Source organism: Chryseobacterium paridis (assembly GCF_016595215.1).
In the GTDB taxonomy this organism is placed as follows: Bacteria; Bacteroidota; Bacteroidia; order Flavobacteriales; family Weeksellaceae; genus Chryseobacterium; species Chryseobacterium paridis.
Genome location: NZ_JAENHK010000007.1, coordinates 327,353 through 345,299 on the forward strand (window position 1 = coordinate 327,353; position 17,947 = coordinate 345,299).

Annotated in this window: 10 protein-coding genes; 7 read left to right on the forward strand and 3 right to left on the reverse strand. The window is 34.2% G+C overall.

The features are described 5' to 3' along the window. Window positions 1–5: 5 nt before the first annotated feature. Complete coding sequence (gene ccoG, locus JHL15_RS08355) at window positions 6–1,448, reverse strand: cytochrome c oxidase accessory protein CcoG (protein WP_200244986.1); 1,443 nt, start codon at window positions 1,446–1,448, stop codon at window positions 6–8. A 300-nt stretch (window positions 1,449–1,748) separates the two neighbouring features. On the opposite strand from ccoG, the gene JHL15_RS08360 reads away from it, so the two are divergent. Together JHL15_RS08360 and JHL15_RS08365 are read left to right on the forward strand one after the other, a co-directional pair. Then, window positions 1,749–2,642: an SMP-30/gluconolactonase/LRE family protein gene (locus tag JHL15_RS08360; RefSeq protein ID WP_200244987.1), complete on the forward strand. Its 894-nt coding sequence runs from the start codon at window positions 1,749–1,751 to the stop codon at window positions 2,640–2,642. A gap of 390 nt (window positions 2,643–3,032) precedes the next feature. Beyond that, complete coding sequence (locus JHL15_RS08365; protein ID WP_200244990.1) at window positions 3,033–5,714, forward strand: reprolysin-like metallopeptidase; 2,682 nt, start codon at window positions 3,033–3,035, stop codon at window positions 5,712–5,714. A gap of 78 nt (window positions 5,715–5,792) precedes the next feature. On the opposite strand, the gene JHL15_RS08370 is transcribed toward JHL15_RS08365, so the two are convergent. Further along, entirely contained in the window at window positions 5,793–7,100 is a 1,308-nt protein-coding gene (locus JHL15_RS08370; RefSeq protein ID WP_200244997.1) for a DEAD/DEAH box helicase, read from the reverse strand. Between the two features lie 438 nt (window positions 7,101–7,538). On the opposite strand from JHL15_RS08370, the gene rpsA reads away from it, so the two are divergent. From rpsA to JHL15_RS08390, 4 genes are all read left to right on the forward strand, one after another. Next, window positions 7,539–9,335: a 30S ribosomal protein S1 gene (gene rpsA, locus JHL15_RS08375; RefSeq protein ID WP_200244998.1), complete on the forward strand. Its 1,797-nt coding sequence runs from the start codon at window positions 7,539–7,541 to the stop codon at window positions 9,333–9,335. A gap of 269 nt (window positions 9,336–9,604) precedes the next feature. Next, window positions 9,605–12,190 carry a T9SS-dependent M36 family metallopeptidase gene (locus tag JHL15_RS08380; RefSeq protein WP_234047716.1) on the forward strand — a complete coding sequence of 862 codons (2,586 nt, stop codon included), beginning with the start codon at window positions 9,605–9,607 and terminating at the stop codon, window positions 12,188–12,190. Window positions 12,191–12,317: 127 nt separating this feature from the next. Next, window positions 12,318–13,298, forward strand: a complete 981-nt coding sequence (locus tag JHL15_RS08385; protein WP_200245002.1) for an EamA family transporter — start codon at window positions 12,318–12,320, stop codon at window positions 13,296–13,298. 83 nt (window positions 13,299–13,381) lie between these two features. After that, window positions 13,382–14,377: an alpha/beta fold hydrolase gene (locus JHL15_RS08390; protein WP_200245003.1), complete on the forward strand. Its 996-nt coding sequence runs from the start codon at window positions 13,382–13,384 to the stop codon at window positions 14,375–14,377. Window positions 14,378–14,481: 104 nt separating this feature from the next. On the opposite strand, the gene rplS is transcribed toward JHL15_RS08390, so the two are convergent. After that, window positions 14,482–14,838, reverse strand: a complete 357-nt coding sequence (gene rplS, locus JHL15_RS08395; RefSeq protein WP_200245004.1) for a 50S ribosomal protein L19 — start codon at window positions 14,836–14,838, stop codon at window positions 14,482–14,484. A gap of 298 nt (window positions 14,839–15,136) precedes the next feature. On the opposite strand from rplS, the gene JHL15_RS08400 reads away from it, so the two are divergent. Next, window positions 15,137–17,878 (forward strand): fibronectin type III domain-containing protein, encoded by a 2,742-nt coding sequence (locus tag JHL15_RS08400; RefSeq protein ID WP_200245005.1) that lies wholly within the window; start codon window positions 15,137–15,139, stop codon window positions 17,876–17,878. The last annotated feature ends 69 nt before the right edge of the window (window positions 17,879–17,947 follow it).

A 17,947-nucleotide genomic window follows, 5' to 3' on the forward strand; every position in this document is an offset into this window, starting at 1 on the left:
GCTGTTTATAGCAATAGCTTAAATGGTCCTTCAAAAGTGGTTTCAAAGGAATCTAAAATCTTTCCATTTTCATCGTATACCCCAATGATCATATTTTGCTTTGAAAATCTTATTTCTTCCTCTGGAAATGTAATGTTAATATTTCCTTTTAATATCTGATCTCCTTTCAAGACAATTTGCTTTGGACCAAAAAATGTAATCTCTCCATTTTTCGGGCTCACCACCTTAATGGTCAATACCTTTCTCTCATTGGTTTTATTCAGGAATGTATAAATAAAGGTGTTTGTTATTTTCCCGTTTTTAGTAAAAAATGTTGAACCGGCAGGTTTGATAAATTTAGCTTCCATCGATCCGCGATCATACATGAGGAATCCAAGAAATCCAATTAGTAAAGCAAGAAAGACTGTTGTCACTTTCATTCTTGAAGTAAATGTGAATTTTGATTGATTTTCGATTTCAGCTTCTGTTGCATAACGGACCAATCCTTTAGGAAGACCCACCTTTTCCATAATCTCATCACAAGCATCGATACATGCAGTACAGTTGATGCACTCCAATTGTTGTCCGTTTCTGATGTCAATCCCTGTCGGGCAAACTACCACACATTGCTGGCAATCAATGCAATCTCCTTTTCCAGATGATTTTCTGTCTTCTCCTTTTCTCCATTTAGAGCGATTTTCACCACGTTTAAAATCATAATATACATTGATGGTCTGTTTGTCAATTAAAACTCCCTGTAATCTTCCATAAGGACACACCAAAGTACATACCTGCTCACGAAGCCATGCAAATGTAAAATAGAAGACTGCTGTAAAAGAAAGCATTACAATAAACTTTAATGAGTGCTCTGCGGGACCTTCACTCATGATTTTGAAAACCTCTTTGTATCCGACGATGTACATAAACATAAAGTGACTGATCACTAATGAGATCAGTATAAATACCGACCATTTCAGTCCTTTTTTCCTAATCTTTTCTACATCCCATTCCTGACGATCCAGTTTCATTTGTTTATTTCGATCCCCTTCGATCCAGTATTCTATTTTTCTGAATACCATTTCCATAAATAGAGTCTGAGGACAAAGCCATCCACAGAATATCCGTCCAAAAACCACAGTAAAAAGCATGACAAAGATGACGGAAGTAACAGCTCCCAATGCCAAAATAAAAAAGTCCTGTAAATAAAATGGCTGGCCTACAATGAAAAATTTTCTATCAATAACATTGATAAGTAGGAATGGATTGCCATTGATCTTTACAAAGGGGAGCGCAAAAAATAAAGTAAGCAACAGATAGCTTGTATAATTTCTGTAGTTAGTGTATTTCCCCTTAGGTTTTCTAGGGAATACCCATTTTCTTTTTCCGGTATCATCCATAGTTCCTACCGAATTTCTAAAAGCTTCATTTTCTACAATTGGAGCTTTTATAGGATTGGTTTCTGTGTTCATTCTTTCTATTTAATGTCAACCTAAATAATTTCTTATTTCAAGGTTATTTCCTATTTAATAATTTCGTTGACTTTCTTACTGCAAAGCTCTTAATTAAAAGAATTTATTACTAATAGTATATACTTACGAAATAGGACAATTAAGACATTTTTATGATATGAAGAAAGAAGATGATATGTTATAGAAATATGCCATAATTCGAATTCAATATGATTTTTTAATTATTTTCTCAATTTGAGAGAATATAATTTGAATTTTATTTCTTCATGTTGTACATTGTGGGCATTAAATGAAAAGGAAATGAAAAATCTCTTTAAAATAGGGTGGATTGGTTTGGTTTTAGTATTACTGAGTTGTAAATCAGTAAATTATTCAAATATGTTTTATCACGATATTAAACCGCAAAAGATTTCTGATAAATTCGGTTTTACTGAAGGGCCGTCTTCAGATAGAGAGGGGAATGTTTATTTTACTGACCAACCCAATGATAAAATTTATTTTTGGGATTGGAAAACGAATGAAATTAAAGAATTTCTAAATAAAACAGGGAGAGCAAACGGGACACATTTTGATAAAGATGACAATCTCATTACATGTTCCGATGATCAGGGAGAAATCTGGAAAATCTCTAAGGATAAAAAAGTTCAGATTTTACTTAAAGGTTTTGAAGGTAGGAGATTAAATGGTCCTAATGATGTCTGGGGGGATTCTTCTGAAGGGATGTACTTTACTGATCCTTTGTATAAAAGGGATTACTGGGTTAATTTTAAACAGGAAACTCTTCATAAAAGTCTTTATTACAGAAGTAAAGATGGAAAAGTTGTTAAGCTTGATACTTTCACACAACCCAATGGTATTGCAGGAAGTGAGAAATATAAAAAGCTATATGTTTCAGACATTGATGCAGGAAAAACATATGTCTATGATATTTTGGATACAGGAAAACTTTCAGAGAAAAAATTATTTTGTGAAATGGGCTCAGATGGAATGACACTAGACAAACACGGAAACCTATATTTAACTGGTAAAGGTGTAACTGTATTCAATCGTGAGGGTAAAAAAATCTATCATATTCCAATAGAAGAGGATTGGACTTCAAACGTAACATTCGGGGGAAAGCATAATGATGTTTTATTTATTACTGCTTCAAAGTCAGTTTATATTTTGCCAACAAGAGTCAAGGGAACAAAATAGAATATGATCAATTAATATAATTACAGTAGATCGCTATATAGTGATCTACTGTTTAATTTATGGTGTATAAAATTCATGTAATCAATCAGATAATGTTGTATTATTATATATTTTATTCATAGGGCTTTGAATTTATTTCTATTTATTTATTTCTTTAATTGAAATTATTCATTTGTTTGTAAATTTTGTGAAATTATTTAAGTTAATTATGAAAATGTTAATAATGAGTATTGTTTATTGTTGATTTTGTGATTTTTGTGTTGATTTTTTCGCTTTTTTTGTAAAGTATTTAAAGGCCTAACAAAATATTTAAAATATGATGTATTGTTTACTTGTAATTATATTTTTTATATAAAATCCATATAAATCACAACCGTTTAAATTATAGATATGAAATTTTACTTATTAATTGCACTGTCAATGATCCCTTTTTTAGGGTCTTCACAGTGGACAAAAACAGAGCTGCGGTCTCAGAGTGTTAAAAAAACTCAAGAAAAGTTGCAGTTTGCTGGTCTGTATTCATTAGATACAAATCTTTTGAAACAAAATCTGAAAGGAGCGTCCTCCCGGTCTTCAGGAGGGAAAGGAGTTGTTGTTTCAATTCCTGGTGTTGATGGGAAGCTAGAAAGATACCAGGTTTGGGAATACTCTAATATGGCTCCTGAGTTGCAGGAAAAATATCCGGACATAAAATCATATGTGGGGATAGGTATTGAAGATCGTTCGGCTTATTTAAGATTTAGTCTTTCCCCGGTAGGTTTTTCATCAATGATCACAAGATCTGGTGTTTCTGAATTTATTGAGCCTTATTCTCAGGACAGAACTGTTTATGTGGTTTTTGATTCAAAAGCGAGACAAAATCAAGAAATAGAACCTTTTAAGTGTTCCACACCTGAAGGACTAGGGAATAAATCTACAGGAAGTAAAAATAATGCTGTCAACAAAAAAGCAGCAGGTTTTAACACTTTTAGATTGGCAATGTCCTGTACCGGTGAATATGCACAATATCATTTAACGGCTGCAGGAACACCTGCAAATGCAACGGATGCACAGAAAAAAGCAGTTGTATTGGCTGCGATGAATACGACATTAACCCGTTTAAATGGCTTGTTTGAAAAAGATTTATCTGTTCATTTCAATTTAATTGCAAATAATGATGTTCTTATTTTTTTAAACGCTGCTTCTGATCCATACAATAATGGAGGTCCGGGTGAAGCTCAAACTCAGATCTCGGCACGTATTCCCGCTCAGGATTATGATATGGGGCATTTATTAGACAAAAAAAATGGGAATGGCCAAGCTGGAGATATTGGAGTTATTTGTGATGATAATGCTAAAGCAGAAGGATGGACAGCTCATAATTTCCCGGAAGGAGATAAGTTTGATATCGACTATGTAGCTCATGAAATGGGGCATCAAATGGGAGCTAATCATACATTTACACTTTATAATGCAAGTAATACAGATGATTCTTTAGTAGAGCCAGGTAGTGGTTCCACGATTATGGCATATACCGGGATAATGGGTGGAAATAGTGATGTGCAGTTTAATTCTTTTGATTATTTCCATGCATTTAATCTTAAGGAAATCAAAGATTTCATCAACGGGGTTGCATGTGGTGTAAATGTTCCATTTGCAAATCCTGCACCTTCAGTTAATGCAGGAGCTGATTATACAATTCCTAAATCAACACCATTTGTATTAAAAGGGACAACTACAGATGCTAATTCTGCTTCTTATACGTATACATGGGAACAAATGGATTCTGGAGCTACACAAACCGGAACTGTTAACTCTCTTGCTTATGCTACAAAACCTGCAGGACCCACTTTCAGATCTTTACCACCGATAAGCGCACCTGTAAGATATTTTCCTGATTTTAATAAAGTGTTGGCTGGGGTATTTTCAACCCGTTGGGAATCTCTATCAAGTGTTGCAAGAAATCTGAATTTTACATGTACCGTAAGAAATAACCATCCTACTGCTCCTCAGACGAACAAAGATGAGGCGGTAGTAACCATAAATGCCGCCGCCGGACCATTTAAGGTTACTGCTCCTATATTTGGACAGTCGACTAGCTCTGGAAATGCAGTTAATATAACATGGGATGTTGCAGGTACAACACAAGCTCCTGTAAGTACAGCTAATGTAAATATTAAATTATCTACAGATGGAGGCCAGACATTTACAACTGTTTCTACGAATACCCCTAACGATGGTAGCGAACAGGTTACGATTCCGGCGGGCTCTACATCAGCAAATGCTTATATTTTGATAGAAGCAGTAGGGAATATTTATTACGCAGTAAGCCCAAGTTTTGTAATTGATTATAATGTTACGGGTGAAACATGTACTACATATACATACAATGGAGGAGCTATTAACATAACTGATGGGCCTGGAGGTACTGATATTTCTTCACCTAAGATTGCAATCCCCTTAAATGTAAACAATACAGGAACTATTACCAAAATTAAAGTAACTCCTACAATTGCGCATACAAATGTCAGAGATTTAGCTATTGGTATCGAAAGTCCGGCCGGTTCGTCAGCTTTGATTTGGAATAGACAATGTAATAATAAATCTGGTATTACGGCAACATTTAGTGATGCTGGGAATGCTGTGGCATGTAATTCGCCGATACAAGGTGAAACATTATCGAATGAATCTTTAGCAATTTTTAAAGGACATAAGGCACAAGGGGAATGGAAACTGTTTGCTTCAGATAATAATGCAGGTAATGTTGGTACGATTAACTCTTGGTCACTTGAAGTTTGTACAAGAGAAACTCAAAATTTAGGAGTTAAAGAATCTTCTTCTTCCAAATTAGGAGATGATATTAAAGTATATCCTAATCCAAGTAATGGAAACTTCTTTGTGAAGTCCAGAAATTTATCAGGAGAAGTTAAAGTCACATTATTGGACTCAAGTGGAAGATTGATCTCTTCTGATTCTTACCAAAGTAATGGAGATTATACAAAAGAATTTAATTTGAATATTCCAAAAGGAGTATATATTATCAATATCAATTCTTCAAAAGGAGCTTATACTCAAAAATTGATTATTAAATAAGCTTTAATATTGTTATAAAAAATAATGACCCATATAATATATGGGTCATTATTTTTTATTTTAAATGATTGAGTCCTGTTAATAGGCTACTTCCATCTTTACTTTTTTACCTTTCAGTTTTTCGTTGGCCAGTTTTTTCAATAAAGCATTTACTTTTTTTCTTGAAACCGCAACATAAGAAGTGGTGTCTTTTACTTCAATCAGACCAATATCTTCTTTTTGTAATTCCCCTTTTTTGATCAAATAACCTACAATATCCACCTTATTGACTTTGTCCTTTTTTCCTGCACTGATATATACCGTTTGAAAAGGTGTTTTTTCAGGAACTTTGTGGTATCCGGAAACACTTTCTTCAGGCGTATTGCTTTTGATGAAAGGGAACTTTTCTTCCGCAGTCATAATCAAATAAGCGAAACCTTTAGCATTCATTCTGGCAGTACGTCCATTTCTGTGAATGAAAGCATCTTCTTGTGAAGGAAGTTGATAATGAACAATAGATTCTACTTCAGGAACATCCAATCCACGAGAAGCTAGATCGGTAGTAATTAGAATTCTTGCGGAGTCATTTCTGAACTTTAGCAAAGCTCGTTCTCTTTCGTCCTGCTCCATTCCACCATGGAATGTTTCTCTGTCAATCCCTTTTTCATGTAAAAGGTCTGAAATACGATCTACTGCTTCACGGTGATTGCAGAAGATCAATGTTCTTTTATTTCCTATTTTACAAATCAAATTAAAAAGAGTATCCAGTTTTTCCTCAGAAATGGTCATTACTTTCCTTAATTGAATATCAGGTTTTGCTTCGGCCAATTTTAAAAAATCAATTATCTTTTCATTTTTCAAGCCTGTAAAATATGGGATTTCATCCATTGAGGTGGCTGAAGTTAAAATACGTTGCGCAAGGGCTACTTGAGAGTTAATAATATATTCCATGTCATCATGAAATCCCAGTTCTAATGCTTTATCAAATTCATCCAAAACCAATGTCTGGATGGTTTTAGCATCAAAATTTTTATTTCTAAGATGGTAGGCAACTCTTCCTGGAGTTCCTATTAAGACAGCTGGAGCCTCAATTAGATTATTGACTTCAATTTTTTTATCGTGACCTCCATAGCAAACAGAAACTTTAAAGTCGGTTCCCATTGCTTTAAAAACCTGTTCGATTTGTAAAGCTAATTCTCTGGCTGGAACTAAAATCAATGCCTGAATTCCTGAAGCATCTTTTTTAAGATTACGAAGAACAGGAAACAAAAATGCCAAAGTTTTTCCTGAACCGGTAGGGGACAGTAAGATAACGTCGGTATTGTTTTCAGTGGTTTTATAAGTAGATTTCTGCATCTGATTCATATCCTGAATCTGCAGTTTTTGATAAATTGATTCTAATTCCATTTTGCAAAGATAGTGATTTTGGGTGGTAGGTTGAAGGTGATAGGTTGCAGGTGTAAGGGAGTTGAAAGTTGAAAGTTGAAAGTTGAAAGTTGAAAAGGTTATTAGTTATTAGTTATTAGTTATTAGTTATTAGTTATTAGTTATTAGTTATTAGTTATTAGTTATTGCGACGATTTATGTTGTTGATGTCCTTTTCGTTAATCTTTCAATTTTTAAATCCTTCAATCTTTTAATAATGAGTTTGACAGTCAATGATTTATGTCTGATATTGTAATGGTGAAAAATATTGTTTATTTAAATAAAATTCGTACATTTGCACCCACTTTTTGTGGTCAAGGTTTGAAAAGGTAAATTATTAAAAATTAATTACTTCCGTATTTTTTAAATCCACATTTATTCAAACCATTAAAAAAGAAGGAATACAAATTTTATTAGAAAATGTCAAAAGAGACAAATTCAGCAGAGGTTTTATTAAACCAAAACGTAGCACCAGAACAATTTGATTGGGATTCTTTCGAATCAGGTCTTGATGCAGATGCAAGAAAAGAAAAAAGTGACTTAGAAGAAATCTACAACGGATCTCTAAACAGCCTAAACGATAACGACGTTTTGATTGGTAGAGTTGTAAGATTAACTGATAAAGAAGCTATCGTAGACATCAACTTCAAATCTGAAGGTGTTATTTCTCTTAACGAATTCCGTTACAACCAAGGCCTAAGTGTAGGTGATGAGGTAGAAGTAATGGTTGACAGAAGAGAAGACAAAACTGGACAATTACAATTATCTCACAGAAAAGCTAGAACGCTTAAAGCTTGGGATAGAGTAAACGAACTTCACGAAACTGGAGAAATCGTTAACGGTTTTGTGAAATCAAGAACTAAAGGAGGTATGATCGTTGACGTACACGGAATCGAAGCATTCTTACCTGGTTCTCAAATTGATGTTAAGCCAATTAAAGATTACGATCAGTTCGTAGGTAAAACTATGGAGTTCAAAGTTGTGAAAATCAACCCTGAGTTCAAAAACGTAGTTGTATCTCACAAGGCATTGATCGAAGCAGATATCGAAGGTCAGAAAAAAGAAATCATCGCTCAACTTGAAAAAGGACAAGTTCTTGAAGGAACTGTTAAGAACATTACTTCTTACGGTGTATTCATTGACTTAGGAGGTGTAGATGGATTGATCCACATTACAGACCTTTCTTGGTCTAGAGTGAACCACCCATCTGAAATCTTAGAAGATGGACAAACTGTAAAAGTTGTTATCCTTGATTTTGATGATGAGAAAACAAGAATCCAATTAGGTATGAAGCAATTAGAAGCTCATCCTTGGGATGCTCTTTCTGCTGACATGAAAGTTGGAGACAAAGTAAAAGGAAAAGTAGTAGTTCTTGCTGACTATGGTGCATTCGTAGAAATTGCTCCAGGTGTAGAAGGATTGATCCACGTTTCTGAAATGTCTTGGTCTACTCACTTGAGATCTGCTGGTGATTTTGTAAAAGTAGGTGACGAAGTTGAAGCTGAAGTACTTACTTTAGATAGAGAAGATAGAAAAATCTCTCTAGGTATGAAACAATTATCTAAAGATCCTTGGGAAAATATCGAAGCTAAGTATCCAGTTGGATCTCAGCACGTAGGAACTGTAAGAAATTTCACTAACTTTGGTGTATTCGTAGAGCTAGAAGAAGGTATCGATGGTTTAATCTACATCTCTGATCTTTCTTGGACTAAGAAAATCAAGCATCCATCTGAGTTCTGTGCAGTTGGTGATAAATTAGATGTTGTAGTTCTAGAATTAGACATCCAGGCTAGAAGATTATCTCTAGGTCACAAACAACTTCAAGAAAACCCTTGGGATAAATTTGAAACTAAATATGCTGAAGGAACTGTACACGCTGGTAAAGCTGTAGAAGTACACGATAAAGGTGCTTCTGTACAATTCGAAGATGCTGAGGTTGAAGCATTCTGTCCTTCAAGATTATTAGAGAAAGAAGATGGATCTAAAATCAAAAAAGGTGAAGATGCTGAATTCAAAGTAATTGAATTCAACAAAGAATTCAAAAGAGTAGTAGTATCTCACACAGGTATCTTCAGAGACGAAGAAAAGAAAAATGTAAAAGAATCTAACAACAGATCTAATACTACTTCTTCATCTTCTTCTAACGAAGAAAGATCAACTCTTGGAGATATTGATGCATTAGCAGAATTGAAAAGAAAAATGGAAGAAGGTAAATAATCCTTAACCATTTATGAATATGAAGCCACTCGAAAGAGTGGCTTTTTTTATGGCTAATTATTACTTTTTCAATGAGAATACGTAGGATTTTGATATAATTTAAGGGTGTGTGATATATTTTATGAATGATAAAAACACTTATGAATGCTTATAAATCACGTGTATTATTATTTTTATATAATAAATCTAATTAAAATGATTTTTGATTGGTAAATATTTGTAAATTAGCGGCTTTGTTAACGTATATGAAAAAGATAAATCTACCTCTTATGATTGCTGCATTCGCAGTTTTTCCATCTTTACAATTATTTTCGCAAGAAAATAAACAACTCATCAAAGATTATATTTCTCAGAATAAAATCAGGGAATATAAGAAGTCTGATCTTACCAATTTTATTATTGATAATACAGATCCTTCAAAATCTTTAAATGGTGATGTCGTCAAGTTTCAGCAGACATATAATGGGATACCTGTTTATAGCTCTGCGGGAACTGCTCTTATCAGAGATCGTAAGATTGTTTATTATACGGATAATTTTGTAAAAAATTATGGAGAATCTACTTCAGGATCTGCAGTGATAAGTAAAGGCTCTGCTCTTCAGAAGATAGCAAATGAACTAGGTAATTCTGAAATTTCTGATTTTTCTATTTTAGGTTTTTTTGAGAAAAGCGCAAATAATCTAAAAACAGCAAAACAAAGACTTGTATATGCTAACACAGCGAATGGAGATTTGAGATTAGCTTATGAATATATCGTAATGGAGCCAAAGTCTTCAAATTATTGGAATATTTTGGTGGATGCTAATAATGGAAGTATTATTGAGAAAAATAATTTAACATTATCTTGTAATTTTAAACCAGATTCATATGCTTCTGATGCTTTAGCAATAAATGATAATAAATTAGTTGGCCCGGAAAATAATATTCAACAGCAAAATCTGTTTTTAATAGCTGATCCTGCAAGTTATAATATATTTCCTACACCAATAGAGGCACCTACTTTCGGATCTAGATCGGTTGTTTCCAATCCTTGGATGCTAGCATCTTCACCTGAGGGATGGCATTCTGATGGTACAACACATTATACGATCACAAGAGGTAATAACGTGTATGCGTATGAAGATACTGCTAACACAAATAACCCTGGCTTTTCTCCTGATGGAGGAGCTTCGAGAAATTTTAATTTCCCATTCAATATTAATGGTACTCCAGCAGCTAATCAGAGTGCTGCAATTACTAACTTGTTCTATATTAATAATAGAGTGCATGATGTTTTCTATAAATTTGGATTTACTGAATCCGCAAGAAACTTCCAGCAGAATAATTTTGGATTAGGAGGTCTTGATGATGATTCTGTTTATGCAGAAGCACAAGATGGTGGTGGTACTAATAATGCCAACTTCTCAAGTCCGCCAGATAATTATAATGGAAGAATGCAGATGTATTTGTGGTCTACTAGAAATAGACTTTTCTTTTATAATACTCCTAGTGCTGCGGTTCCACGTCAACCAGCAGCGGGGGTTGCACAGTTTGGTTCTCCATTAAATGCTACCGGAGTTACCGGGAACGTACAATTATCATCCGTATTGGATGGATGTACTGCATTACCTGCAGGATCACTTACTGGAAAAGTAGGATTGGTAGAGAGAGGGACTTGTTCTTTCGTTGTTAAGACAAAAAATCTACAAGATGCAGGAGCAACAGCTGCTATTATTTATAATAATGTGGCTAATGGATCGACAATAGGGAATATGTCTGGAACGGATGCGACTGTTACCATTCCTTCTGTATTAATTGCAAATGATGAGGGGGAATATATTAAAGGTCAATTGTCTGCATCTACTGCTGTAAATGTAACTTTGAAAAATGATCCAGCAACAAGTGTTACTCCAGATGGTAGTTTTGATAATGGAATCGTAACTCATGAGTATGGTCATGGAATTTCTAATAGATTAACGGGGACTGGATATAATTGTTTAAATTCTTCATCAGATAAAGAGCAAATGGGAGAAGGGTGGTCTGACTTCTTTGCTTTAATGTTAACTAATAAAGCGGGAGATAATGCTTCTGTTCCAAGAGGAATGGCAACATATGCTGCAGGACAACCTTCAAGTGGAGATGGAATACGCCCAGCTAAATATTCGCCTAATTTTTCAATCAATGATTTTACCTATGGAGATACTAATGGTATGGAATATACCAATCAAAGTGGGAATATTGTTCCGGATGTACACTCGATAGGATTTGTATGGGCATCCATGTTATGGGATCTTCACTGGCAATATGTTGCTAAATATGGTTATTCATCAGATGTAACAGCTAATACAACAAACGGTAGTTCAAGAGTATTACAACTTGTTACTGATGCTCTAAAGCTTCAGGTATGTAATCCTACATTTATCGATGGTAGAACTGCTATTTTAGCGGCTGAACAAGCTACTACTGCAGGAGTAGATAAATGTATGATCTGGAGAGTTTTTGCAAAAAGAGGACTTGGAGTAGGGGCAAGCGCTGGGGTAAAAACTAATATCAATGATCAGGTTGAAAGTTTTATAGTTCCTGATGAGTGTCCTTTATTAGCTACTAATGAAGTGAAATCTGTAAAAGAGAACTCAATTTCTATCTATCCTAATCCTGCTAAAAATGAATTCTTCATCAACTTCCCAAGCAATACGATGGGTAAAGTGAGTGTTGAAATTTATGATATGTCTGGAAAGTTAGTTTTGACTGAAGATAAAATTTCTCCGGATGCTAAAAAAGCAATCTCAACTGATAGAATGACGAGCGGAACTTACTTGGTAAAAGTAAAAGGCCTTGGCTTTGATGCTACTTCTAAAGTAATTGTAAAAAAATAAACAATTTAATTATTATATTTTACATCACCTCAGATTGGTCTGAGGTGATTTTATTTATCTATAAGGTATATTACCTTCAGGTGAATTAAATTATTATATTGTACCTTTGCAGGCTGTAAAAAAGATTATGAAGAAGAAAAATTTACTGAAAGGAGTTTTATTTGTGGGTATTGGAGCCAGTGTTTATGGGATGTTGGCTACATTTGTTAAAATGTCTTATCATGAGGGATATACCACATCGGAGGTTACTACATCACAGTTTGTACTAGGATTGATCGGACTTTTGATTCTGAACTTTATCCAGACAATAACCTCTAAATCAAAATTATCATCACCGAGCCGTAAGGAAATTAAAATGCTGATGTTGGCTGGTACATCTTTAGGTTGTACGAGTCTGTTTTATTACATTGCTGTTCAATACATCAATGTTTCAATAGCTATTGTACTATTAATGCAATCTGTGTGGTTTAGTGTGGTTGTAGAAAGTTTTTTAACAAGAAAATTTCCTAATGCAAGAAAAGTAATTGCTACCATTATTGTTCTTTTGGGAACCGTATTGGCTACCAACCTGATCAATGTTGATATAGAGCTGGATTGGCATGGTGTTTTTTGGGGATTAATGGCAGCGTCATCGTATACACTAACGATGTTTACTTCAAATACGCTGGCAACGCATTTGCCTGTTCTTAGAAAAAGTATGATCATGCTTGCAGGTGGTTCTATCGTTATTCTCGCATTTTTATTCTTTGCTCAGATTGGCCCGCTTTATTTCGATGGCTTAAAGTCTGTCTATTTAAACTTTACTGAAAATACAGAACATATCCACGCTTTTGATTATTCAATTTTTTGGACGTATGGATTTGTTTTAGCGGTATTTGGAACAATTATTCCACCTATATTATTTAATATGGGATTCCCGAATACTGGATTAGGATTAGGAAGTATTATTTCATCTTTAGAGCTTCCTGTATCTGTGACAATGGCGTATGTGTTGTTGGGAGAGAAAGTAATTTTAGTACAATGGGCAGGGATTGCATTAATTCTTTTTGCTATCGTTCTGATGAATTTGCCTGCTAAAAAGGAGCTAAAAGTGGCCGAAGTATCTTGATGTTATAATTAAATTGAAAATAGTAATAATAAGCCGTTTCTTTTGAAACGGTTTTTTTAATTTTATTACATAAATAAAAATAAATGATACATTTTAAGAATGCAGTTACGATCTTACTGTTCATGGTAATGCCTGCTCTATTGTTTTCCCAGCTCAAACCTTTGGATGCAATGCTTACAAATTATGAATATCCTTTCGAAGTTCATTTTACTGATTTGAATTCTCAAAATCAAAAATTGAAAATGGCCTATATGGATGTGCAACCTAAGGTATCTAACGGAAAAATAATAATGTTGCTTCATGGAAAAAATTTTAATGGGGCATATTGGGAGCAAACAGCAAAAGATCTTTCAAGCAAAGGATTCAGAGTGATTATTCCTGATCAGATCGGATTTGGAAAGTCTTCAAAACCTCAAAGTTATCAGTTTTCTTTTGCTCAACTGGCAACGAATACGAAGGTAATTCTGGATGAACTTAAAATTGATAAATTAATAGTTTTAGGACATTCTATGGGAGGGATGGTTGCAACAAGGTTTACATTGATGTATCCTGAAATGGTTGAGAAATTAATTCTTGAGAATCCTATTGGATTGGAGGATTACAAGGTTTTAGCAAAATATCAGACAATTGATACTGCATATCAATCTGAATTAAAGAATACTTATCAAACCTATAAAGACTATCAATTGAAGTTTTATTATGATAATCAATGGAAGCCGGAATATGATAAATGGCTTGATCTATTAGCTGGCTGGACGCTGAGTAAAGATTATCCTCAGGTAGCCTGGAATGCGGCACTAACCACAGATATTATCTTCAATCAGCCTGTAGTATATGAATTTAAAAATATAAAAGTGCCAACATTACTTATTATTGGAACAAGAGACCGAACTGCTATAGGAAAAGACAGAGCTCCTAAAGAAGTACAAGCTAGAATGGGACAGTATCAGGAATTAGGGAAGAAAACGCAAAAAGAGATCATGGGATCAAAACTTGTAGAAATTGAAAATGTGGGTCATCTTCCACATATTGAAGTGTATCCAAAGTTTTTTGATGCTTTATACAACTTTATAAAATAAAATAGACCTTGAGATTTTCAATTGAAATTATCTTAAGAATAGTATCAATAAAAAGAGGCTTTCTAAATTTAGAAAGCCTCTTTTTGTATGTATTGTTGTCTGAATTATTTCTTTTTGTAAGCAGCGTCTTTGATTCTTGCTTTCTTACCTTTAAGATCTCTGAAGTAGTAGATTCTTGATCTTCTAACTCTACCTCTTCTGTCAACTTCAATTTTTTGAAGAGCTGGCATGTTGATAGGGAATACTCTTTCTACACCTACATCACCACTCATTTTTCTGATTGTGAAAGTTTTTGTAGAACCAGTACCTCTTAATTGGATAACTGTTCCTTTGAAGAACTGAGTTCTTGTTTTTTGTCCTTCTTTAATTTCGTAATACACTGTAATTGTATCACCAGCTTTGAATTCAGGGAATTCTTTTTTAGCAATGTACTTCTCTTGTACGTACTTTAATAAATCCATTATTAATTATAATATAATGTTAAGGCTAAGCAACTTACACGTTTTTCGTCAGAGGTTGAATAACAGGTTGCAAATGTACAAAATTAGTTTTGAATAATCCAAATAAATTTATATTATTAAATAATACATTTTTCAATAGATTTTTCATTCAAAACTTAACATATCCTTTACTTTCCCGTGAAACTGTGTTTATAGGGGAATTCTACTTTTGCACGAAGTAAAAATTATAAATTATTTCTCTTATTTTATTGGAAAACAATAAATTATTGAGGGATGCAAATCTAAAAAAAATTATTCTATGAAACATTACTTCTTCTTTTTTTGTTTTGTCGTCGTCCAAATGACATTCGGGCAAGCTTTATTTCCCTATTTGCAAAATCCAACACCCAATTCGATGATCGTGAATTGGAAAACAGGATCAAACAATGAAACTACAGTACTTTATGGAAATTCTCCAACAAATCTGAATGTTACTGTAACAGGAACAACTAATATCTTTTCAGACACAGGCTACAATAACAATTATTATTATCATACTGCGAAAGTTACCAATCTCCAGCCTAATACGAAGTACTACTATAAGATAAAAACAGGTACCAGCGAGTCTGCGGTCTATAATTTTAGAACGCTTCCTTTGCCAGGACAACCAAGCACAGTAGATGGTAAAATACGTTTCTTTATTATGGGAGACAATCAGATTAAAGCTGAACCAAGATATGATACCCTAACTCTGAATGCATTCAAAAAGCTAAAACAAAAATTTGGTGCAAATTCAGATCCTTCCGATAATGTTGCTCTTACTTTTATGGTAGGAGATCAGGTAGATGTTGGGACGCTGGATCATTATGAAAATGTTCACTTTAAAAAGAATATCAAGTTATCACCATACCTTCCAATTCAAACCACTGTTGGAAACCATGAAACCTATGGTACAATGGGAATGAATTCTTATTATGCACACTTTTATATAGATGAGATCAAATATAAAAATATCAGCTCAGGAAATGAAAACTACTATGCTCAGCAAGCTGGAAATGTGTTGTTCATAAGTTTAAGTTCTGAACATACTGGATCAGCTCAGCAAACATGGTTGCAAGAAATCCTGACTGCTGCTAATAATGATCCTACGGTAGATTGGATCATTTCATTAAGCCACAGACCTTATCAGGCAGAGCAATATGTAGGAGATATTTCAACATGGGTGAGAAACAATGCTGTTCCTTTGTTAACTTCTTCAAGCAAATATTTAATGCACGTTGGAGCGCACCATCATTTATATCACAGAGGACAATTGAAAGATACTCCGAATTACCAGATTATCTCAGGAGGAACTGCATGGGATCAATATTGGGGGATGTCTACTGAACAGGATTTTGATGATGTTCAGAAAACATTAACGGACTGGACATACCAGATTGTAGAAGTAGATGTAACTAATGGTAAAGTAGATGTAGAATGCTATTCTATCGGAGGAGTTTATACTAAGAAATACAATGAATTGGTAGATTCTTTCCACAGATACAAGAATCAGCCAAAACCGGGTAAGCCAAGTATCACCAATGTTTTTTCAGCGCCAGTAACTCTTCCGCTAACTTTAAACGGAAGTAACTTTACGTCACCTAATAACGAACTTTTAAATACAACACAATTTTTAATCAGTAAGGCCGTAGATTTTTCTGTTATTGAAAAAGAATTTTATCGTGATTTTGAAAACTGGTTTGGAAAAGATGGAGCTGTAGATAAGGCTAAAAACCTAAATGCAGGTGTAGATATTACAAAAGTTACTTTTCCGGCGAACTCAATTTCTAACGGAACATATTATGTGAAAACGCGCTACAGAGACAGAAATCTGGAATGGAGTGAGTGGAGTGATGTGAAACAATTTGTAGTAACAGGAAGTGTAGTTTCAAACCCTACATTTACTTTAGATAAAACCGAATATTTACAAAATACACCTGTAACTGCAACCTACACTGGTGGACCAGGTAATCAGACAGATTGGGTAGGAGTTTATAAAAAAGGACAGGTTCCGGGTACTACAACTTCGCAGGCTTATATTTATACCAATGGACAAACAGCAGGAACAGCTACGTTTACGAATGGTTTTGCAGCAAAAGGTCAATATTTTGCAGGATTTTTTGCCAATGATGGCTATACAGAAATTACACCGCGAAAGAATTTTTATGTAGGACCGAAGGTGATTCTACAGGCAACAGCAGATGCATATCCGGTAGGTGGAACGGTGAAAATAAATTTCAGTAACGGACCCAATCTTGTAAAAGACTGGATTGGTATTTATAAAATGGGACAAACACCAGGAACCAATACATCAGCTACTTACAAATATGTAACAACTCCTGCTGGAAGCCTTGATTTTACGGGATTACCAAAAGGGTATTACTTTGCTCAGTATTTCCTTGAAGATGGCTACACTGCGATTGGTGAAAAAGTCTTCTTTAAAGTAGGAGATATCGTTACAGATTTATGGATCAATAAACCAGTTTATACACTTGGTGAAAGCATTACTGCTTCCTGGACCGATTCTCCGGGAATCATTAAAGACTGGCTGGGAATTTATCCACAGAGTGTTCAGACACCAGATGATAACTTTGTTTCTTATACTTATTTTGATGGAATAACCCAGGGAACCAAGGTATTGAATGGAGCAGCATTGCCTACAACTCCAGGAAATTACTATATGGTAATGTTTACCAATGATTCTTATACTGAGGTTTCAAATAGAAAGCAATTTCAGGTAACATCAGGACCTACTTTAGGAACAGGTGAAGTACAAAAAAGTACTGAAAAAAATGTGATACTTTATCCTAACCCAACAAAACCAGGTGAACCAACATTTATTAAGAGTGATTACCCGATTGATAAGATTGAGCTATTATCTGCAACAGGAGATTTGCTTTATGAATCTAAAAATGTTCATAACCAACGTTTCTCTTTAGTGAATGAGAACCTTCCAAAAGGAGTCTATTTTGTCAAAGTTCATACACGAAAATTATTTACAATAAAGCTTGTTGTACAATAACAATTTAAATAAATAATAAAAAATGCGGTTCCTCACAGGACCGCATTTTATTTTAGAATGTCTTTATGT

Coding starts and splice junctions, on each gene's coding strand:
- ccoG (WP_200244986.1), bottom strand. CDS start 1,448: ATGAACACAGAAACCAATCCTATAAAAGCTCCAATTGTAGAAAATGAA.
- JHL15_RS08360 (WP_200244987.1), top strand. CDS start 1,749: ATGAAAAATCTCTTTAAAATAGGGTGGATTGGTTTGGTTTTAGTATTA.
- JHL15_RS08365 (WP_200244990.1), top strand. CDS start 3,033: ATGAAATTTTACTTATTAATTGCACTGTCAATGATCCCTTTTTTAGGG.
- JHL15_RS08370 (WP_200244997.1), bottom strand. CDS start 7,100: ATGGAATTAGAATCAATTTATCAAAAACTGCAGATTCAGGATATGAAT.
- rpsA (WP_200244998.1), top strand. CDS start 7,539: ATGTCAAAAGAGACAAATTCAGCAGAGGTTTTATTAAACCAAAACGTA.
- JHL15_RS08380 (WP_234047716.1), top strand. CDS start 9,605: ATGATTGCTGCATTCGCAGTTTTTCCATCTTTACAATTATTTTCGCAA.
- JHL15_RS08385 (WP_200245002.1), top strand. CDS start 12,318: ATGAAGAAGAAAAATTTACTGAAAGGAGTTTTATTTGTGGGTATTGGA.
- JHL15_RS08390 (WP_200245003.1), top strand. CDS start 13,382: ATGATACATTTTAAGAATGCAGTTACGATCTTACTGTTCATGGTAATG.
- rplS (WP_200245004.1), bottom strand. CDS start 14,838: ATGGATTTATTAAAGTACGTACAAGAGAAGTACATTGCTAAAAAAGAA.
- JHL15_RS08400 (WP_200245005.1), top strand. CDS start 15,137: ATGAAACATTACTTCTTCTTTTTTTGTTTTGTCGTCGTCCAAATGACA.